The following is a 20,600-nucleotide window of genomic DNA, read 5'->3' as shown; positions in this document are numbered from 1 at the left end:
TTCTTTTTTTAATGCGGATTAAGCGGCTTTTTGTGTTCATCTAATGTGAAGCCTTCACCAAGCACATCATGCACGTCACTGACAGATACAAATGCATGAGGATCGACTGAGGTCACGACGCTTTTGAGATGGACAAGCTCGTTTTTCGGGACGACGCAATAAAGGACGTTGCGCTCCTGTTTTGTATAGGAACCAACCCCTTTTAAAATGGTCACACCGCGCTCCATTTCCTCTGTGATTTTCTTTTGAATGATGTCATCTTTTTCAGAGATAATCATGGCGCCTTTGGCTGCGTAAGCGCCTTCTTGCATGAAGTCAATGACCTTTGCGGCAACAAACACTGCGACGAGTGTATACATGGCTTCTTTGTAATTTAAATAAGTAAGAGAAATCGTAATGACACATGCGTCGAAGATGAACATTGTTCGTCCCATGGCCACCTGATAATGCTTGTTGATGAGTCTTGCGATGATGTCCACGCCGCCGGTTGTACCGCCGAACTTAAAGATGATCCCGAGGCCTGTTCCGATAAACACACCAGCAAAGAGCGCGGCTAGCGCCAAATCGTGCTGGAGAGGCATATGTATTTGAAAGCGCTGGAAGATGGCAAGAAAGACAGAAAGACTGACGGTTCCTACAATTGTATAAGTAAACATGGTTCTGCCGAGCATTTTCCAGCCGATAAAAAAGATCGGAATGTTTAAGACAAGGTTTGAAATGGATGGATCAATGTGGAATAGAAAATATAAAAGCAGTGTAATACCTGTAAATCCGCCTTCCGCCAAATTGTTCTGCATATTAAAATGAACAAGACCGAAAGAAAAAATCGCAGATCCTATTAAAATAAATACGATATTTTTAAGACGAATTTCTTTTAGCAAGAGACCACTCCTTTTTTTGCTTAGACAGCGATAATATTATATGGTATGGGAGAGAAACAAGCAAACTGAGTCTTAAACATTTGTCAAATATTTATGATTTCGCTAACATGTAAGAGATGGATAGGAGGATGAGCTTCATGACGAATGAAAAAACGCTGCGTCACGTGCAGCAAGAAGTAGATGATTACATAGGACAATTTAAAGAAGGCTATTTCAGCCCGCTTGCCATGATGGCCCGTCTGACAGAAGAATTAGGCGAGCTAGCAAGAGAGGTTAACCATTACTATGGAGAAAAGCCGAAAAAAACAACGGAAACAGAAAAAAGCATGGAAGAAGAAATTGGCGATGTTTTGTTTGTGTTAACATGCCTCGCTAATTCACTAGATATATCACTAGAGGAAGCACACGATCGTGTGATGCATAAATTCAATACAAGAGACAAAGACCGCTGGACAAAAAAAGAAGGGAAGTAGAGACGATGACGAACCAAACCATCAAAGTAGTAATCGCTGGAGCAAGAGGAAGAATGGGGATAGAGGCTGTAAAGCTGGCAGAAGAAACGAGCCATTTTGAGCTTGTGGCAGCCCTTGATCACGCGCACGAAGGAAAAAAATTATCTGATGTGATTCATACGACATCTGAGGCGCCAATTTATACAGATATTGATGTGTGTCTTTCAGAGACAGCACCTGATGTATTAATTGATTTGACGACACCAGAAATCGGGAAAGTACATACAAAAAAGGCACTTGAACATGGCGTCCGTCCAGTCGTAGGAACCACTGGATTTTCTGAAGCTGATCTGAAAGAGCTACAGCAATTAACAGAAGAAAAGAGCATAGGCTGTATTATTGCGCCAAACTTTGCTGTCGGTGCGGTCTTAATGATGAAGTTTGCCAAAATGGCAGCGAATTACTTTCCTGACGTTGAAATCATTGAGCTTCACCATGATAAAAAACTAGATGCTCCGAGCGGTACTGGGCTCAAAACAGCTGAAATGATTGCAGAAGTCAGAGAAAGCAAAAAGCAGGGACATCCAGAAGAGAAAGAATTAATCGAAGGTGCACGAGGCGCAGATTATGACGGTATCCGTCTGCACAGCGTAAGACTTCCGGGTATGATTGCACATCAAGAAGTACTGTTTGGAATGGACGGACAGACGCTCACCATTCGCCATGATTCTTATAACCGTGCATCATTTATGTCAGGTGTGAAGCTTTCAGTTGAACAGGTCATGCACATTGATCAGCTTGTCTATGGTTTAGAAAATATCATCGACTAATAAGGAGTGGATTCCTGATGAACATTGCTTTAATCGCTCACGATAAGAAAAAAAGTGACATGATCCAATTTGCCATTGCGTACCGTGATATATTGGCAGATCATACACTTTACGCAACAGGGACAACAGGTTTGAGAGTGAAAGAAGCGACGGGGCTTCCCATTCATCGTTTCCAGTCAGGACCACTTGGAGGAGATCAGCAGATTGGTGCTTTAATTGCTGATAATGCAATGGATCTTGTGCTCTTTTTTAGAGACCCGCTTACCGCGCAGCCGCATGAACCGGATGTATCTGCACTCATTCGGCTTTGTGATGTGTATACCATTCCACTAGCCACCAATATGGGGACCGCTGAAATTTTAGTCAGGAATTTAAATAAAGGCACGTTTGATTTTCGAGATGTAGTAAAAAACGGAGGAACAAATGAAACGACTTGATATCCTTGCATTCGGTGCCCACAGCGATGATGTTGAGATCGGTATGGGCGGAACGATTGCAAAATACGTAAAAAAAGGGGCGCGTGTCGGGATTTGCGACTTGACCCAGGCCGAATTATCTTCGAATGGAACGGTAGAGAGCCGTAAAGAGGAAGCAAAAGCTGCTGCCGCCATTTTAGGTGTGTCAACGCGAATCCAGCTCACACTGCCAGACAGAGGACTTTATCTAAATGACGAAGCGATGAAGGACATTGCAGGCGTGATTCGAACATACAAGCCAAAACTGATTTTTGCTCCGAATCACCAAGATCGGCATCCAGATCATGGTCATGCGGGCTCACTTGTAGAAGAGGCTGCTTTTTCGGCAGGTATACATAAATTTGAAGATTCATACAAGCAGCCAGCGCATAAAATAAGTCAGATGTATTATTACATGATTAACGGTCATCATCGCCCAGATTTTGTGATTGATATTTCTGAGGAAATGCACCAAAAGATTGATAGCTTGCATGCGTATAAAAGCCAATTTGTTAAATCGGCGAATTCAGTTGAGACACCTCTTGTGAACGGTTATATTGATTTTGTCAAAATGAGAGAGTCTATGTATGGAAGGGAAGTCAATAAAGCTTATGCAGAAGGGTTTATCACAAAGAAACCACTTTTGATAGATGACGACTTACTTGGGGGGTAATTATGAAAAAACTGAAGGTCGGAATCACTTGTTATCCAAGTGTCGGCGGCTCGGGCATTATTGCTACGGAACTTGGAAAACGTTTAGCTGAAAAAGGGCACGATGTTCATTTCATTACCTCAAGTATTCCGTTTAGGCTCAATAAAGTGTATCCGAATATTTATTTTCATGAGGTGGATGTCAATCAATATGCTGTTTTTCAATATCCGCCTTATGACCTTGCATTAGCAAGTAAATTGGCAGAAGTCGCAAAACGAGAGAAGCTTGATATTATTCACGCGCATTATGCGGTTCCGCACGCCGTCTGTGCGTTCTTAGCGAAGCAGATGACGGGACACTCTGTGAAAGTCGTCACGACGCTTCACGGGACGGATATTACGGTATTAGGCTATGATCCATCACTAAAGGAAGTCATTCGATTTGCGATCGAATCATCAGACCGGGTAACGGCGGTGTCGCATTCATTAGCTGCGCAGACGTATGACCTTATCAAACCAAATAAAAAGATCGAGACGATCCATAATTTTGTCGATGAACGGGTGTATTTGCGCGAAGATCACGAAGTGCTAAAGACACATTATGGTCTTTTACCGGGCGATAAGGTCGTCATCCATGTATCAAATTTTCGAAAGGTCAAACGGGTGCATGATGTCGTTCATGTGTTTAAAAAGATCTCAGAACAGGTGCAGGCAAAGCTGCTGCTCATCGGTGATGGTCCTGAAAAATCGGTCGTATGCGAACTCGTGAAAAAACTGGGGCTGACAGACCGCGTGTTATTTTTAGGAAAGCAAGAGAAAGTAGAAGAGCTGTATTCCATCAGTGATTTGAAGCTGCTTCTTTCTGAGAAAGAGAGCTTCGGACTTGTGCTTCTTGAGGCGATGGCATGCGGTGTCCCATGTATTGGGACTGATGTTGGCGGGATTCCAGAGGTCATTACACATGGAGAAACAGGTTTCCTTGTCCCGCTCGGCGATATAGACGCGGCAGCTAAACACGCAGTCTCTATACTCAAAGACAAAGCGCTTCATGAACAAGTGTCTGCGTCGGCCCAGTCTAGTGTTCAGGCCCATTTCTCTTCTGAAAAAATTGTGAGTGAATATGAAGAGCTTTATCTAGAATTGATCGAAGGTGATGATGAACATGAATGAACCATTCACACATGCGATCCCTATTTTACATACACTGCACGAACATGGGCATCAGGCTTACTTTGTCGGCGGAGCAGTGAGAGATGTCCTTTTAGGCAGGGAAATCGGCGATATCGATATAGCAACAGATGCAACGCCTGATACGGTCGAATCCTTATTTGAAAAAACAGTTGATGTTGGCAAAGAGCATGGCACTGTCATCGTGTTACATGATGGGGTCAGCTATGAGGTGACGACGTTTCGAACTGAATCAGAATATGAAGATTTTCGCAGACCGAAAGAAGTGGCGTTTATCACATCATTGAAGGAAGATCTTTTAAGAAGAGATTTAACGATCAATGCGATGGCCATGGATATAAATGGGGAGATCATTGACCATGTAGGGGGCAAACAGGATATTGAGCGGAAACGAATTCAAACCGTAGGAGATCCTGCGTGCCGCTTTCAGGAAGACGCGCTTCGTATGATGAGAGCGGTCCGTTTTTTAAGCCAGCTTGGCTTTGAGCTCGCTGCAGAAACGGCTGAAGCGATGAAAAAAGATAAGCACCTGCTTGCCAACATATCAGTTGAACGCAAAAAGATTGAAATGGAGAAGCTTTTAAAAGGCCGTTATTGTGAGCGGGCGATTAAGGTGCTCATTTCTACCAAATTGTATGAAGAATTGCCGGGTCTCAAAAAGGATGGTCTGCAAGAATCCTTTCAATCATTTCCGTATTATTTACTGGATGGACTAGAAGAAGTATGGGGGGCTGTTATCCATTTGCTTGGCTTAGATGAAGCGGAGGCTGTGCTCTTCTTAAAAGAATGGAAGCTGTCAACAAAGCTTTTGAAAGACGCGGTGGCTATTAGCCAATACGTCGATTGTGACTGGGATGCGGAGAAGATGTTTGAGGCTGGTGAACACGTGCTCTTATCTAGTTTGAAGATCTCACAGCTAAAACACGAGCGCCGCATTTTCTTTGACGAGCTTGAGGCAGCGAAGCGTTCTTATGATGCCCTTCCGATTAAAACGCTTCAAGACCTCGCTGTTTCAGGAAAAGATTTAATGGCCTTTCGGCAAAAGACATCAGGAAAATGGATCGCAGAAGAGCTCGATTTGGTGAAAAAAGCCGTTCTGCAAAATCATTTGGAAAACCGAAAAAAAGCCATAGAGGAGTGGCTTACAGCATGCGATCAGCAATTAGAAAACGATTAATCGAACTATTTACAGCATCAAGTGAGGACTTTGTCTCAAGTCAGCAAATATGTGATGAGCTTGGCTGTTCTCGAACGGCTGTCTGGAAGCATATAGAGGGCCTCAGAAAAGAGGGCTATGAGGTAGAAGCCGTCAGAAGAAAGGGATATCGCCTGCTTCGTAAACCGGACAAAATTAGTGAGGATGAAATTCTGTTTGGTCTAGAAACAGAGAGCTTTGGCAGGCACATTTATTTTCAGAAAGAAGTCGCCTCCACACAGCTGATTGCCCATGATCTTGTAAATGAAGGTGCGCCCCACGGTACGCTCGTTGTCAGTGATCATCAGACAAACGGGAAAGGCCGCCTTCAAAGAACGTGGCATTCACCAAATGGGACAGGCATCTGGATGAGTCTCGTTCTACGGCCTGAAATTCCGCTGCACAAAGCGCCGCAGATGACGCTTTTAGCATCTGTAGCCATCGCAGAAGCCATTGCAGAGCAAACAGGACTCAGTCCATCCATTAAATGGCCAAACGATATTTTGTTAAACGGGAAAAAGGTCGTTGGCATTCTAACCGAATTAAAAGCAGAGGCGGACCAGGTTCATGCGGTGATAATTGGTCCAGGCATTAATGTGAACCAAACGGCTGATGACTTTCCGGATGAACTAAAGGATGTCGCCACAAGCCTGCGAATGGAACTGAATGAAAAAGTGGACCGTGCTGCGCTCATACAACAGATCATGTCCACCTTTGAAAAAAGGTATGACGATTATATGAAGCATGGATTTACACCGATTAAACAATTATGGGAATCGTATGCGATGACGATCGGTCAGCATATTGTTGCCCGCACCGTCAATGGGCAATACACTGGAAAAGCGCTCGGAATCAATGAAGAAGGTGTTTTATTGCTTGAAACGGAGGAGGGTATTCAAAAAATCTACTCCGCAGACATCGAGATAAAGTCAACTTAAGTGGAACACCCGGCACATTTTTGATATACTTCGTGTGGGCAGTATCTGAAAAAGAGCTGTACCTGTAGAAACAAAAATTTGATAAATTTCTGCCTTGATCCTAAGGGACTTGGACAGAGGGATGATTCGCCGCGCATGAGAAATCAAAACATGTGATGTGAGGCAAGCCATCTCCTCTCCAGAATGAGGAGGAACAAATGAAGACAAAGCTAGATTTTTTCAAAATGAAAGAACAAAACGAACCGATTGTGATGCTGACAGCATACGACTATCCATCTGCAAAGCAAGCAGAAAAAGCGGAAGTCGACATGATCTTAGTTGGTGATTCACTTGGGATGGTTGTACTTGGACTCGATTCGACAGTCCAAGTCACGATGGATGATATGATTCATCACACAAAAGCAGTGAAAAGAGGCGCAAAAGACACATTTATTGTGACGGATATGCCATTTATGTCTTACCATTATTCATTAGCAGAAACATTGAAAAACGCAGCACGCATCATGCAAGAAAGCGGAGCGGATGCCTTAAAGCTAGAAGGCGGAGATGGCGTATTTGAATCCATTCAAGCTCTCACAAGAGGCGGGATTCCTGTCGTCAGTCATTTAGGCCTCACCCCTCAGTCAGTTGGAGTACTTGGCGGATATAAAGTGCAAGGAAAAGACCACGAAAGTGCGCAGAAATTGATTGAAGACAGCTTAAAATGTGAGGAAGCTGGTGCGATTGCACTTGTGCTTGAATGCGTACCTGGTGAACTGACAAAACGAATTACCGACATGCTGAAAATTCCTGTCATCGGGATTGGTGCAGGAGCTGAGGCAGACGGACAAGTTCTCGTTTACCATGATGTGGTAGGATACGGGGTGTCTAGAACACCTAAGTTTGTGAAACAATACGCGCAAATTGATACTGTACTAGAAGAAGCGCTTATTCAATATACGAAAGAAGTAAAAGCACACACATTTCCAGAAGACAAGCATACATTTCATATCAAAGAAGAAGTCCTTGATGGTTTATATGGGGGTATGAAAAAATGAACGTTGTCACCCATATTCACGAGCTGAAGGAATTGATCAAGCAGCATCGAGAAAAACAGCATTCCATTGGCTTTGTCCCAACGATGGGCTTTCTTCATGAAGGACATCTGACGCTCGCGAAAGAAGCAAGGGATCAAAATGACATTGTGGTAATGAGTATTTTTGTCAATCCTTTGCAATTTGGACCGAACGAAGACTTTGAATCTTATCCAAGGGATATGGAAAGAGATCAGCGCCTTGCAGAAGAAGCAGGTGTGGATATTTTATTTACACCTGATGTGAAAGAAATGTATCCAAATGAGCCATCTATCACGATGACGGTTCAAAAGCGGACTGATGTCTTATGCGGGAAAAAACGTCCAGGACATTTCGACGGCGTTGTTACTGTGCTTACAAAGCTATTTCATCTTGTAGCACCAACAAATGTATACTTTGGTCTAAAGGATGCACAGCAAGTCGCTGTGATCGATGCGATGATCAAGGATTTCTTCTTTGATCTTCACCTTGTATCTGTGCCGACAGTTAGAGAAGAAAACGGTTTAGCGAAAAGTTCAAGAAATGTGTACTTATCTGAAAAAGAAAGACAAGAAGCACCTGCTTTGTACCGCGCATTGAAAAAAGGACAGTCAGCGGTTGAAAAAGGTGAACGTGACGTCAGTCGTATTTATCAGTTGGTAGAAGAGGAAATTCTTCAAACGAGCGGGGAAATCGATTATATTGAGATCTACTCCTATCCAGAGCTTGAGCCGCTTCAGCAGTTGGCAGGTCAGGTCATCATTGCGATTGCGGTGAAATTCTCACGGGCAAGACTGATTGATAATGTGATATTCCATGTTCCTGAAAGCGGTGAAAAACATGTATAGAACCTTTATGACCTCTAAACTTCATAAAGCGACGGTAACAGAAGCAAACTTACATTATGTAGGAAGTATCACCATTGACGAAGATTTACTTGATGCGGCAGGCATGATGGCAAATGAGAAAGTACAGATTGTCAATAATCACAATGGCGCGAGACTTGAAACATATATTATTCCTGGTGAAAGAAAGAGCGGTGTCATTTGTCTAAATGGCGCGGCAGCAAGATTGGTTCAGCCGGGGGATGAAGTGATTATTATCGCTTATGGGATGCTCTCAGAAGAAGAAGCAAAGACACATACACCAAAAGTGGTCGTATTAAATAAACAAAATCAAATTGAACAAATGATTGGGCAAGAGCCTGCGAGAACGATTTTATAACGCATGCTGCAAGGAAACAGAACAGTTTTAAGAAAAGAAGCTGTTCTGTTTCAGCTATTTTGCCCAGAGCGTGTTTCACTTCGAGTGAAACGAGGAATTGAGGTGTCCATTTTATGGCCGATCAAAGGTTTGTTGTCGTTGATATTGAAACCACCGGAAATTCACCCAAAAAGGGTGATAAAATTATTCAAATTGCTGCGGTGGTCATTGAAAATGGACAAATTGTCGAACGGTATTCAAAATATGTGAACCCGGGAAAAGCGATCCCTGGATTTATTGAACAGCTGACAGGTATTCAGCAGCACATGGTTAACGATGCAGTGTTTTTTGAGGACATTGCCCAAGAGGTGTATGATCTTATTCAAGGCGCTTATTTTGTTGCGCACAATGTTCATTTTGACTTGAATTTTTTAAATGATGAACTAAAAGCATGCGGGAAAAATGAGCTGGATGTGCTAGCGATTGATACAGTTGAGATTTCTAGAATTCTTTATCCAGAGCTTGAAGGTTATAAGCTCACTGAATTAAGTGAAGAGCTCATGCTTCCACATGACCACCCGCACCGGGCGGATAGTGATGCGGAAGTTACTGCCATGTTATTTTTAACCTTATTACATCAATTAACACATACACCGCCAAATGTGCTAAAGCAGCTGCGCAGATTATCCTCTTATCTCTTAAGCGATATAGGACTTTTAATACAGCAGCTTGAAACGAGTCGTGCTAGCCGTGAAGATTCTTTGGTAGAAGTGGGCTCTTTTGCTGTAAAAGATATCACCAATCCTGAAACGGATACGACAGATTCAGTAGGGGAAGACGATAAACAGCTGTTTGAGGAGATCAAAAAGAAGCTTCCCCAAACAGTGGAAGGCTATGAAGTAAGAGAAGGCCAGCTCACGATGATGAATAAAGTGAGAGATGTGTTTCATGAAAGGGCCTATGCTTTAATTGAAGCGGCACCAGGTATTGGAAAAACGCTGGCATACCTCATACCAGCTGCACTAGAGGCAAAGAAATCAGGAAAACCTGTCATTATTAGTACATATTCCATTCTTTTGCAGCAGCAAATGCTTCAGCGCGATGTGCCGATTTTAAATCAATTGCTTCCGTTTGAGCCAGCTGCCTGTGTATTCAAAGGACGGGCGCATTATATTTGCTTAGATAAGTTTGAGCATGTGCTGCATGAGGAAGATGATAACTATGATGTGGTCTTAACGAAGGCGCAAATATTAATGTGGCTTCTTGTCACAGAAACGGGTGATTTATCTGAACTGAATTTACCGTCAGGAGCTGCCAATATAAAAGACCGTATTTCGTGTGTGCACATGCCGTTTACATCAAAAAAGCGCCGCTTTAAAGAATACTGCTTTTATGAACGTGCCAAAAAAAGGGCCAAAACAGCCAATTTAATTTTAACAAATCATCGCCTGCTCTTATCACAAACGGAAGCATCGTCTATCTTTCAGCATGCAGACGTATATGTGATTGACGAGGCTCATCAATTTGAGAAAACAGCCAATGAAACACTAGGAGATAGTGCGTCGTATATCCAGCTTCATGCGAAATTAACGCAGCTTGGCTCCTTACAGGGCGGTCTTTTAAACAAGCTGAAAAAGAGATTTCACGGTGCTGGTTTACAGACGGACACCTTTATCGAAATGGATGAGTATCTTCATCAGCTTCAAATGGAAAGTGACGCCTTCTTTAGTACCGTTCATTCTTTTGTCAAAAGGACAAAACCAAAAGCAGACATCAATCGTCTCATTCATAGAGTACGTCATCATTCGAAGCATGCGCAGTGGAAACGGATTAAAGAGACGGCAAGTAAGCTTTGTTCCTTGTTAATTGCTTGTGAAAAGTTGTATGAGCAGCAAAAAAGCGAGCTTCTTCAAAAAAGTGATCAGCTGACAGAACACTTTGCCTTTGAAGCAGAGGAATACGATCAAGTGATGTCGTTTATGCATACATTTTGCAGTACGCTGTACCGGTTTATTTTTGAACCGAAAAATGATGAAACGGTTTGGATTGAGATTGATGCAAAGGGTGCCAAAAATGCTGTCTTTATGCATGCACAGCCGCTAGATACTGGAGAGCTTTTAGCGGACCGATTTTTTATGAACAAAAAAAGTGTTGTTCTCACATCAGGAACACTCACAATCAATGGGCGCTTTGATTATTGCTTAGAACGATTTGGTCTGCAGGATTTTTATCCGCATCTTGTACAGATTGAGTCACCGTTTGAACTTGAAAAACAGCTCAAGGTGATTGTACCAGCTGATATGCCGCCGATTACGAACCGTGATGAGCGCGACTATGTAAAGCAAGCAGCACGGTACATTAAGGTGATGGAAAAGCAGCATCAAGCGAAGATATTGGTGTTGTTTAATTCACATGAGATGTTAAAAGCAGTGTATGAAGAGCTGAAAACAGAAGGGATGCAAGCCGCCCTTTTTGCTCAAGGTCTGACGGGCGGGAGCCCTGTTAAATTAACGAAAATGTTCAAATTAGCAAAACATGCGATTTTACTTGGTACGGGTAGTTTTTGGGAAGGTGTCGATTTTCCTGGATCAGAGCTGACAACAGTCATTATGGCACGTCTCCCGTTCAGGCCGCCTGATTCACCGCTCATTGAAGCAAAATGTGATGCCGCTAAAAAACAGGGGAAGAACCCGTTTAAAGCCGTTGCTCTCCCAGAAGCTGTGCTAACCTTTAAACAAGGTGCAGGACGCTTGCTGCGCTCTGAAAAAGACATAGGTACATTGCTCATTCTAGACCGCCGAGTGAAAACCGCTTCATATGGAAAGCTATTTTTAGAATCACTCCCTCATGCGCCAGTCCACGAGATGTCAAAAGAATCACTTGAGGCGTATATAGAGAAGCTCAACAACGAAAAGCCGCTGTCATAAGCGGCCTTTAGCTGGTGTGGGTTTGGAGTTAATTTATCGTAACGGCTTTTTGTGTTCCGTTGTAAAAATAGTATCGGTTCCCGCGCCGAAAAGTATGACTAACAATATTTACGTACCGAGGAGGAATTAGAAGTGGAAAGTAAAATAGAGGTACTTTCAACTGTTCAAATTAAGCATTCAGAGGACCTGTATAAAATTGTTGACTTATTGAACAGAACGCTTAAAAGAGAAGATCTCATGTTTGGATTAGCATTAGATCAAGAAGATCAAAATCAAGCGATATTTACGATATATCGCACATAGGGGAAGCTTGACATGAAAAAAATAGTCTGGATCATTTCATCCGTTTTGGCTCTCGTTTTGCTCATTGGCATCATCAGTTTTACGTGGATTTATCAGATTGCCATAGGACAAAAAGAACAAGGTCATGAGGCGGCGATTGAACGAGCAAAAAAACAAGCAAACATCGTACAAGTGGAGCAAGTGGAAACCTTTGTCGGGAAAGAAAAACAATTTATTGTTGAAGGGAAAAACAAACAAAATGAAACAACCTATGTTTGGGTACCTGCCAGCAATAAAGAAAAAGTGATCGCAAAAAAAGCAAAAGAAGGCATTACCTCAAATCAAGCAGTACAAGCCGTTCAAAAGGAGAACACTGTATCTAAGCTAAAGGACGTTCAATTAGCAAGAGAAGGTGACGTACTCCTTTGGGAAGTGACGTACTTAAATGAGAACAATCAATACAGCTTCAGCTATGTCGACTTCTCGACAGGACATGTGGAAAAAAATGTAACGCCGTAGTTTCTCCTGTCTTGCGTTGACCATGCTGATTTAGAACGGTTATAATAAAATGTATGAAAAAAGATTCACACCTGTCGAAAAGGTGAGCTTCTTTCTGGCTTTGGAGGGAATTATGTTGAAAACAACGATTAATCAAGTGTTCAAACATGTCGATGAAGATGTAACCATCGGCGCATGGATTGCCAATAAACGTTCAAGCGGTAAAATTGCATTCTTGCAGCTGCGTGACGGGACAGGCTTTATTCAAGGAGTCGTAGTAAAAGCAGAAGTGGAAGAGGAAGTCTTTAAGCTTGCGAAATCAGTCACTCAAGAAACATCTGTCTATGTGACAGGACAAGTGACAAAAGACGAGCGTTCACCTCTTGGTTTTGAATTGCAAGTGAAATCCATTGAAGTGATTCACGAAGCAACTGACTATCCAATTACACCAAAAGAGCATGGAACAGAATTCTTAATGGATCACCGTCATTTATGGCTTCGTTCTAAAAAGCAGCATGCCATTATGAAAATTCGTAACGAAATTATTCGTGCTACATATGAATTCTTCCATCAAGAAGGTTTCGTGAAAGTAGATCCGCCAATTTTAACTGGAAGTGCACCTGAGGGCACAACGGAGCTGTTTGCGACGAAATATTTTGATGAAGATGCGTACCTTTCTCAAAGTGGACAGCTTTACATGGAAGCTGCGGCAATGGCACTCGGAAAAGTATTCTCATTTGGCCCAACATTTAGAGCTGAAAAATCTAAAACAAAACGTCATTTAATTGAGTTTTGGATGATCGAGCCTGAGATGGCTTTTGTCGAATTTAATGAAAACCTTGAGTATCAAGAACATTATGTGACTCATGTTGTTCAAAGTGTACTTGAAAACTGTAAAGTTGAACTGCATACACTTGGCCGTGATACAGCAAAATTAGAAAACATCAAAGCACCATTCCCGCGCATCACTTACGATGAAGCGATTAAATTCTTGCAGGAAAAAGGCTTTGACGATATTGAATGGGGAGATGACTTCGGTGCGCCTCACGAAACAGCGATCGCTGAAAGCTACGATAAACCAGTGTTTATCACTCATTACCCAACATCATTAAAACCATTTTACATGCAGCCTGCACCGGATCGTGATGATGTCGTCCTTTGTGCAGACTTGATTGCACCAGAAGGCTACGGAGAGATCATTGGCGGTTCTGAGCGTGTGCATGATCTAGAGCTGCTTGAAGCAAGATTGAAAGAACATGGGCTAGATCAAGAAACTTACAAATGGTACACAGAATTAAGACAATATGGTTCTGTACCGCATTCAGGTTTTGGTCTTGGACTTGAACGTACAGTTGCTTGGATTAGTGGAGCGCCGCATGTGCGTGAAACCATTCCTTTCCCAAGATTATTAAACCGTTTATATCCTTAAGACGTGAAAGCCTCCAACATATGGAGGCTTTTTCAAACGTTTTTTGAAGGGGCACGTGAAATAAAACGTGATATACTTAAACTGAAGAGGTGTATCCGATGAATAGGCAGCAATTTATTAATATGCAGCAAATGGGTTCGACCAGTTTGCCTAATTTGCTGATTGCTCATTATGAGCAGTTAGGACTGAATGAATCACAAATGATGGTGATGCTCAAGATTAAAATGAATGAAGAACAAGGTGTTTTCTTTCAAACATTTGAAGAGCTGTCCCATGGCATGACCATTTCAGCTGAAGAGTGTGCGTATATGGTTCAGCATTTAATTCAAAAGGGATTTATTTCGATTCAGCCGTTTGAGGACGGGTCTGGTATTCAGCATGACCGCTACTCAGTTGAGCCTTTATGGGGCGTACTGTATGACTTTTTAGAAGCAAAACAAGCAAAGGAAGGTCAAAAACTTCATGTGCAGGCTGAAAAGTCTTTATATGCTCTATTTGAAGATGAATTTGGCAGACCGCTGTCTCCTCTTGAAGGAGAAACACTCTCGATCTGGATGGATCAAGACCATCATGATGCTGAAATGATTCGCCTAGCGTTAAGAGAAGCGGTTTTATCAGGAAAATTAAATTTCCGTTATATCGATCGAATTCTGTTTGAGTGGAAAAAGAAAGGGCTGAAAACAGCGGAAGAAGCAAAAGAGCATAGCCAGCATTTCCGTTCTCAGCAAAAAGCGCCACCTTCAAAAGAAGAGACGTCAACATATAAACGACAAGTTCCTTTTTATAATTGGCTGGAACAATAACCAATAAAGGAGAAGTCATGTTATCAAAAAAACAAATCAATGAATGTTTAGATATTATAGGAGATATGTTTCCAGAGGCTGAGTGTGAGCTTGTTCATTCCAATCCATTTGAACTTGTGATCGCTGTGGCACTCTCTGCGCAGTGTACAGACGTGCTTGTCAACAAAGTCACCAAAACGTTATTTCAAAAATATCAAACACCAGAAGACTATTTAAGTGTACCGCTTGAAGAATTGCAGCAAGATATTCGTTCGATTGGCCTTTATCGCAATAAAGCTAAAAACATTCAAAAGTTGAGTAAAATGCTGATTGAAGAATATGGCGGTGAAGTACCAAAGGATCGGGACGAGCTTGTGAAGCTTCCTGGGGTGGGCCGGAAAACAGCAAATGTCGTCGTATCTGTCGCTTTTGGAGTGCCGGCCATTGCTGTAGATACACACGTAGAACGAGTTAGTAAGCGTCTTGGGATTTGCCGGTGGAAGGATTCTGTTCTTGAAGTAGAGCAAACCTTAATGAAAAAGGTGCCAGAAGAAGATTGGTCTGTGACGCATCACCGCCTAATCTTTTTTGGCAGATATCACTGCAAGGCGCAGCGGCCGCAGTGCGAGTCCTGTCCGCTTCTTGATATGTGTAGAGAAGGGCAGAAGAGGCTGAAAAAAGGATTGGTGAAGCTGGCATGAGCGGGGCAGCTGTTTTTACCTCATATGTCGAAAAGCTAAAAGGGAAAAAGGTAGAGATGAAAGGCGATCGAGTAGACATACTTAGAGATCATCCACTCGCATATGATCTATCATCAGAACTTTTAACAGATGAGCTTCCATGGCAGAAAACAGAAGAATTTGTTCCTGTGATGTTCGAACTGTGGAATGAATTAAAAGAAAAAATGCTTCCTCGTTTTCAAACAAGAAAGTCCCGGTGTGAAGAAGATGATATGCTGCAAGGTATTGTCAGTATGATTGCGATGTTTTACTGGATCAAAGGGGAGAGACTTCAAACGCTTGAATGGGAACATATCAAGCAAGAGACTTTTCCTGTAGCTCCAATTAATTGGACAGAACGTTTAGAGTTCATTTTGCTAAAACCAACTCAATATCATTGCTTTATTCAACTGGACGAGCTATACACGGAACTAAAAAAGCAGTATGGAAAACATGAAGCACTTAAAAAGATCAGACAAAACCGTTAAAAAAAGCACTTGCCATATGGGCAAGTGCTTTTTCATTATTCATTTTCTTTTCGACTAGGAGAATTTGATTGCGAATTTGAGCTTTGAGAGTTTGTTTTCGCATCATCTTTCTTTTTATCTTTATTATTGTCAGTTTGTGAGTTCCCATTTGTACTGTCTGAGCCATCATCGGAAGAACCATTATTTCCATTTTCCGTATTTCCGCCTTGATCCTGATCCTTATCCTTATCTTGATCTTTTTTATCATCTGGCTTTTGCTCGTCAGTGCCTGGGGGTTGATTTTTGTTATCGTCAGTCTGGTCTGTCTGCTCGTCGTCAGGCTGCTGCGGTTCTTCTTCTTCTTTATTCTCATCATCTGCTTTTTCTTCCTCATCTTCATCATCCTTGATGGTGAGGAAGGTAGAAGCTGCTTTACTTGTGACATCCTCTACAGTGGCTGTCACTTGGAATTTATAAGTAGAGCCAGGCTTCACATCAGAGATGACCGCTTCTTTAGCAGAACTGTTTTGAATCTCTTTATAGCCGCCGTTATCAACCGCTTGTTTTACATTAAATGTAGCATCTGCGTCGTCATCATAGCCCCAAGACAGTGTGATGGATTTTTTCTCTTCATCATACACCGCTTTTAAGTCAGAAGGCTTATCGGCTTCTTTTTTCTCATATGTGTCAGACACTTTTGTCGGAACCGTTCCTTTGACAAAGTATTCTGTTGTCTTCTTTTCGCTCGGTGTATTTGGTCCGGCTAATTTCGCTGGATCCGATCCTTTTTCAACCGTAGCTTCAACGACACTGTCTGGTTTTTCAAATGAGCCGCTTCCATCATCAATTTGAGAAATTAATCGCTGGAAGACGAGTTTGGCAACACGCTGTTCATAATTTGTGAGCCATATTTTGCCGTCCGCATCTTTTGAGTTACCAATTCCAGTCCAAACGGCTGCTGTATATTGCGGCGTATAACCAACAAACCACGAATCTTTCGCACCGCCAGAAGGAATATTGTGTTTATTAATATCATCTTGTTCAAAGTTCGTTGTACCTGTTTTACCAGCTACTTGAACGTTTGGTACTTGTGCAAGTGTCCCAGTTCCAGATTGGACAGCAGTTTTTAGCATATCTGTGACCATAAATGCTGTGTAATCACTCATAGCCGCTTTGGAATCTGGCGTAAGGTCAAGCTTTGTACCGTCATTAAATTCAACAGACGTGACAGCATGCGGTTCGTTATAGTATCCGTTATTACCGAATGCACTAAATGCACCTGCCATTTTTAATGAAGACACACCATCTCCAAATCCACCAATTGAATAAGACTCTGGAATATCAGAAGGTAAGTCCATGCCTAAATTATTGGCAAATTGAGCTGCATTAGTTGAACCAGCTTCTTGGAATGCTTTGAGTGCAGGGATGTTACGTGATTGTGCCAAAGCACTTCTCATGGACATTTTCCCTAAATGTCTTCTGTCAAAGTTATTAATCGGTGTACCATCTGAGTACGTATATGGCGCATCATCAATTTGCTGATACGTAGACCATTTTTTGTTTTCAATGACAGGACCGTAATCTAAAATTGGTTTGATTGTTGAACCTGGCTGACGTTTTGCATCTGTCGCATAGTTAAAGCCGCCGGCTGGTACATCACGTCCACCGCCAATAGCTCGGATTTCGCCATTTTTCGTATCAAGCAGGGTGACACCCGCCTGCATACCTTTCGTAAAACCAACTGAATCCCCATTGATAATATCATCTAGGTGATCCTGTGCTTTTCGATCGAGTGAAGTATAGATTTTTAATCCATCTGTTGATACATCCACTTTGGCTTTTTTCTGTACTTCTTCCATGACTTCTTCAATATAAGCAGAGTACTTACTTGAGTTCTGGCTCTTATATTTATCAGCTGAGACGACCGTCTTGCTGACAGGGGTAGCTTTTGCATCCTCATAGTCTTTCTCTGAAATGTAGCCTTGTTTTTTCATGAGGCCTAAAACGATATTACGGCGTTTTTCCGCTGCCTCGGGATTTTTCACTGGGTTATAGGCAGAAGGACTTTGCGGCATACCTGCAAGTGTGGCAGCCTGTGCAACAGTTAGTTTATTTAAATCTGTCACGCCGAAAAATTGTTCTGCCGCTTTCCCAACACCATAAGCATAAGGCGAGAAGAAAATACGGTTTAAATACATTTCTAAAATTTCATCTTTAGAGTATTTTTGCTCAAGCTGAATCGAGAGCCATACTTCCTGTACTTTACGTTTTAACGTTTTTTGATTGTTAAGTAGAGAGTTTTTCACAACTTGCTGTGTAATCGTACTTCCACCTTCAGCTCCAAAGCCGTCCTCGACGTTTGCGACAAGGGCACCGCCGATACGGATTGGATCAATCCCGTGGTGTTTATAAAAACGTGCATCTTCAGTTGCAATAAATGCTTCTTTTACCACATCGGGTATATCTTTAATCGAGACATACGTTCTTTTTTCCGCACCTACTTCTGCAAACACTTTCTTGTCTTTGTCATAAAGCTTTGAAGAATACGGTGTTTTGAGCTTACTATCATCAATAGAAGGAGCGCTTGATGCAAAAACGGCAAAAGTTGTGATTCCGGCAACTACACAAAGAAGACCGATCACGAGTAAAGATAAAAATATTTTTTTAAATAGACCTGCTTTCTTTTTGCCTTTTTTGTTCTTTTGCTTCTTATTGTTTTCTTGACTTGCTTTACGTCGCTGTTCACGACTTGTAAATTGATCAGACATCACATCTCAACCTTTCGTGTTAAACCTTTTTCGAACGTCATTGCTACTCACTTTCATCCGAAAAATGAAGTGTCTCCACTACTTTAATATAATCAATTCTTGGCGAATATCCAAGTGTCATTAAGTGGCCAGCTTCCATTAATTCGTCTTTGCTAATGGATTTCCGGCCGTTTTGCTGCTGCCGCTCCCAGAAGAAAAAGAGATCTGAAGCGGACAAATAATAAACGGAGCCAAATGCGGATATAATAACGAAACAAATACCGCCTTGCTTTTCTACCTGTTTCATATGCTCAATTTGATGATCGTGAAAATTTTTGAGTGGAAACGAGGTGGTGCTTTTGGTTTCCTTTGCTTCAAAATCGATATAGCGCCCTTTGTACACTCCATTATAGTCTGTTGTGGATGATTGTTTAAAATAGGCTTCTTTGATAACAGCAGCGCTTCTTTTTGGATAATCCACATTCACAATCTGAACGGGGGTAGGCTTTTTATGAATGACTGCGATCCCGTTGACCAAATAGTACTGGTTGGTTTCATTTAAGTCAGCCTCAAGCGTCATCCCGCGGTTACTATAAGAGGATTCGCCGCTGATTCTTTTTTTTGTCCCAATTTGTTGAATGGGCTGATACGATTTTCCGTTTGGATACCGAATCATCAAGTTTCAGCCTCCTTTTAATGCATTTTGTATTGGAGAGATTACTATGTTGTCACAAGAAGAGCACATCATCACTCAGTATATATTGCGTGAAACGAAAGCAAAAAATAAAGACAACCTGACGAGGACAAATGCTTACAAACGCTTTTATGACCGCCATCCAGAGATGAAATGGTCGCTGCTTGCTTCCTTTGTCTCGAGAAATGCTGGATGGTCTATGACGGATCTTAAGGGTGAGCTCTTCCATCCAGGTTTAACAGATCAGCAGGGGCACCTTTTTTTCACAGCATATGAAAGAGCGAATTGGCTGATCTTTTCGGATGCTTACCCTCAGCTTCTTTTGTATGAATGGTCTAAGCGGTGCAGCAAACCCTTGTTCCATCTGCTTCCATATTTTTCTGTTTCTCGTTTTATGAGCACTGAGTGGGAACGTTTTTGGCTAAAGGGTGACACAGAGCGCCTGCTTTATGCACTCATCATAAATGAACAATATACTATACAATCTCCTATTATACAAAATCCTCTTCTGAAAAAGAATGTTTTTCACTCGATTCAATATCTGTTCAGCGAGTGGGGACATTTCCAAACCGTTGTTTTTCCAACGGTGGACGGGCATTTGTACGGGTTAACCATACGGAAGTTTTCCCGCGTAAAGGAGCGTATTACATTAGGAAAAAAACTAGCGAAACTATTATTTCGAGCCGATTTATTTTCGGATTTTTATCATTTTTTGCATACCGTTCCGCATACCGGATCACGGTTTGATTTTGAGCCGTTTTTAGGGATCGCTAGGAGGTCAACACCTTTTCTTCGAACAGTTTATCCGGTGATGACACATTCATTAGACGATCAAAGGGACGATTGGTTTCAAAAGAAATTGAGCCCATCCTTATTTGATGCAGAAACGTTACCAAAACAAATTGAGCTGACCGACTGGTATTTTCATAAAAAAAGACAGCTTCGTTTTCTTTTCTCATTAGAGCACTATTTTTTGCATAAATAAAAAGCAGGGGGTACCTGCTTTTTTTACGTGGATGGTCGATTAGGACCGCCGAGCTTTTTATCAAGCTGATCTGTACTGTTTTCTTTCCCTTTTGGCTTTTGCTCTTTTGGTGCTGGCTGCTTTTTCATGAAATCTACCTCCTTTGTCCTTAGAATTTACACAATCGGACGCAATCATACAAAGAAGGACAAGCATATGTCGAAAAGGAAGAAATAGCGCTCATCT

22 protein-coding genes are annotated in these 20,600 nt (G+C 42.0%); 18 read left to right on the top strand and 4 right to left on the bottom strand.

Features of this window, described 5'->3' with window-relative positions:
* Positions 1-8: 8 nt before the first annotated feature.
* Positions 9-881, bottom strand: coding sequence for a YitT family protein (locus tag C6Y06_RS09500; RefSeq protein WP_003215598.1), 873 nt, complete (start codon positions 879-881; stop codon positions 9-11).
* A gap of 137 nt (positions 882-1,018) precedes the next feature.
* Between C6Y06_RS09500 and C6Y06_RS09495 the strand changes: the two genes are divergently transcribed.
* The 17 genes from C6Y06_RS09495 (at position 1,019) to C6Y06_RS09415 (ending at position 15,970) form a co-directional block, all read left to right on the top strand.
* On the top strand, positions 1,019-1,354 hold the full coding sequence (locus tag C6Y06_RS09495) for a nucleotide pyrophosphohydrolase (RefSeq protein WP_003215805.1): 336 nt from the start codon (positions 1,019-1,021) through the stop codon (positions 1,352-1,354).
* A gap of 5 nt (positions 1,355-1,359) precedes the next feature.
* Positions 1,360-2,163, top strand: a complete 804-nt coding sequence (dapB, locus tag C6Y06_RS09490; protein ID WP_060596733.1) for a 4-hydroxy-tetrahydrodipicolinate reductase — start codon at positions 1,360-1,362, stop codon at positions 2,161-2,163.
* A gap of 17 nt (positions 2,164-2,180) precedes the next feature.
* Positions 2,181-2,600: a methylglyoxal synthase gene (gene mgsA, locus C6Y06_RS09485; protein ID WP_060596732.1), complete on the top strand. Its 420-nt coding sequence runs from the start codon at positions 2,181-2,183 to the stop codon at positions 2,598-2,600.
* Positions 2,587-3,291, top strand: a complete 705-nt coding sequence (gene bshB1 / locus C6Y06_RS09480; RefSeq protein ID WP_106036825.1) for a bacillithiol biosynthesis deacetylase BshB1 — start codon at positions 2,587-2,589, stop codon at positions 3,289-3,291. The genes mgsA and bshB1 overlap by 14 nt, the downstream gene beginning before the upstream one ends.
* Positions 3,292-3,293: 2 nt before the next feature.
* On the top strand, positions 3,294-4,439 hold the full coding sequence (gene bshA, locus C6Y06_RS09475) for an N-acetyl-alpha-D-glucosaminyl L-malate synthase BshA (RefSeq protein ID WP_106036824.1): 1,146 nt from the start codon (positions 3,294-3,296) through the stop codon (positions 4,437-4,439).
* On the top strand, positions 4,432-5,634 hold the full coding sequence (locus C6Y06_RS09470) for a CCA tRNA nucleotidyltransferase (protein WP_060596730.1): 1,203 nt from the start codon (positions 4,432-4,434) through the stop codon (positions 5,632-5,634). The genes bshA and C6Y06_RS09470 overlap by 8 nt, the downstream gene beginning before the upstream one ends.
* Positions 5,607-6,590, top strand: a complete 984-nt coding sequence (locus C6Y06_RS09465) for a biotin--[acetyl-CoA-carboxylase] ligase (protein WP_060596729.1) — start codon at positions 5,607-5,609, stop codon at positions 6,588-6,590. Before C6Y06_RS09470 ends, C6Y06_RS09465 begins: the two co-directional genes overlap by 28 nt.
* A gap of 197 nt (positions 6,591-6,787) precedes the next feature.
* Positions 6,788-7,627, top strand: coding sequence for a 3-methyl-2-oxobutanoate hydroxymethyltransferase (gene panB, locus C6Y06_RS09460; protein ID WP_060596728.1), 840 nt, complete (start codon positions 6,788-6,790; stop codon positions 7,625-7,627).
* Positions 7,624-8,490, top strand: coding sequence for a pantoate--beta-alanine ligase (gene panC, locus C6Y06_RS09455; RefSeq protein ID WP_060596727.1), 867 nt, complete (start codon positions 7,624-7,626; stop codon positions 8,488-8,490). Before panB ends, panC begins: the two co-directional genes overlap by 4 nt.
* On the top strand, positions 8,483-8,866 hold the full coding sequence (gene panD / locus C6Y06_RS09450; protein WP_024422780.1) for an aspartate 1-decarboxylase: 384 nt from the start codon (positions 8,483-8,485) through the stop codon (positions 8,864-8,866). Before panC ends, panD begins: the two co-directional genes overlap by 8 nt.
* A gap of 113 nt (positions 8,867-8,979) precedes the next feature.
* Entirely contained in the window at positions 8,980-11,772 is a 2,793-nt protein-coding gene (gene dinG, locus C6Y06_RS09445) for an ATP-dependent DNA helicase DinG (RefSeq protein ID WP_106036823.1), read from the top strand.
* A gap of 132 nt (positions 11,773-11,904) precedes the next feature.
* Positions 11,905-12,075, top strand: a complete 171-nt coding sequence (locus C6Y06_RS09440; RefSeq protein ID WP_008344594.1) for a YpmA family protein — start codon at positions 11,905-11,907, stop codon at positions 12,073-12,075.
* Positions 12,076-12,087: 12 nt separating this feature from the next.
* Positions 12,088-12,573 carry a cell wall elongation/penicillin-binding protein regulator TseB gene (gene tseB / locus C6Y06_RS09435; protein WP_106036822.1) on the top strand — a complete coding sequence of 162 codons (486 nt, stop codon included), beginning with the start codon at positions 12,088-12,090 and terminating at the stop codon, positions 12,571-12,573.
* A 115-nt stretch (positions 12,574-12,688) separates the two neighbouring features.
* Positions 12,689-13,981 carry an asparagine--tRNA ligase gene (asnS, locus tag C6Y06_RS09430; RefSeq protein ID WP_095285348.1) on the top strand — a complete coding sequence of 431 codons (1,293 nt, stop codon included), beginning with the start codon at positions 12,689-12,691 and terminating at the stop codon, positions 13,979-13,981.
* A 98-nt stretch (positions 13,982-14,079) separates the two neighbouring features.
* A complete protein-coding gene (locus C6Y06_RS09425) occupies positions 14,080-14,784 on the top strand; it encodes a DnaD domain-containing protein (protein WP_034661036.1) in 705 nt (234 codons plus the stop codon).
* 17 nt (positions 14,785-14,801) lie between these two features.
* Positions 14,802-15,464, top strand: coding sequence for an endonuclease III (gene nth / locus C6Y06_RS09420; RefSeq protein WP_034661035.1), 663 nt, complete (start codon positions 14,802-14,804; stop codon positions 15,462-15,464).
* Positions 15,461-15,970, top strand: coding sequence for a YpoC family protein (locus C6Y06_RS09415; protein WP_106036821.1), 510 nt, complete (start codon positions 15,461-15,463; stop codon positions 15,968-15,970). The genes nth and C6Y06_RS09415 overlap by 4 nt, the downstream gene beginning before the upstream one ends.
* A 35-nt stretch (positions 15,971-16,005) precedes the next feature.
* On the opposite strand, the gene C6Y06_RS09410 is transcribed toward C6Y06_RS09415, so the two are convergent.
* Both C6Y06_RS09410 and recU read right to left on the bottom strand, forming a co-directional pair.
* A complete protein-coding gene (locus tag C6Y06_RS09410; protein ID WP_106036820.1) occupies positions 16,006-18,717 on the bottom strand; it encodes a PBP1A family penicillin-binding protein in 2,712 nt (903 codons plus the stop codon).
* 43 nt (positions 18,718-18,760) lie between these two features.
* Positions 18,761-19,372 (bottom strand): Holliday junction resolvase RecU, encoded by a 612-nt coding sequence (gene recU, locus C6Y06_RS09405; protein ID WP_060596723.1) that lies wholly within the window; start codon positions 19,370-19,372, stop codon positions 18,761-18,763.
* Positions 19,373-19,418: 46 nt separating this feature from the next.
* Between recU and C6Y06_RS09400 the strand changes: the two genes are divergently transcribed.
* On the top strand, positions 19,419-20,375 hold the full coding sequence (locus C6Y06_RS09400; protein ID WP_060596722.1) for a DUF2515 domain-containing protein: 957 nt from the start codon (positions 19,419-19,421) through the stop codon (positions 20,373-20,375).
* A 23-nt stretch (positions 20,376-20,398) separates the two neighbouring features.
* Here C6Y06_RS09400 and sspM read toward each other — a convergent pair whose 3' ends face one another.
* Positions 20,399-20,503 (bottom strand): acid-soluble spore protein SspM, encoded by a 105-nt coding sequence (sspM, locus tag C6Y06_RS09395; protein ID WP_012010346.1) that lies wholly within the window; start codon positions 20,501-20,503, stop codon positions 20,399-20,401.
* Positions 20,504-20,600: the final 97 nt, after the last annotated feature.

Source organism: Bacillus sp. MZGC1 (assembly GCF_002998605.1).
GTDB lineage: Bacteria > Bacillota > Bacilli > Bacillales > Bacillaceae > Bacillus.
This window is presented reverse-complemented; position numbering and strand designations above follow the sequence as displayed.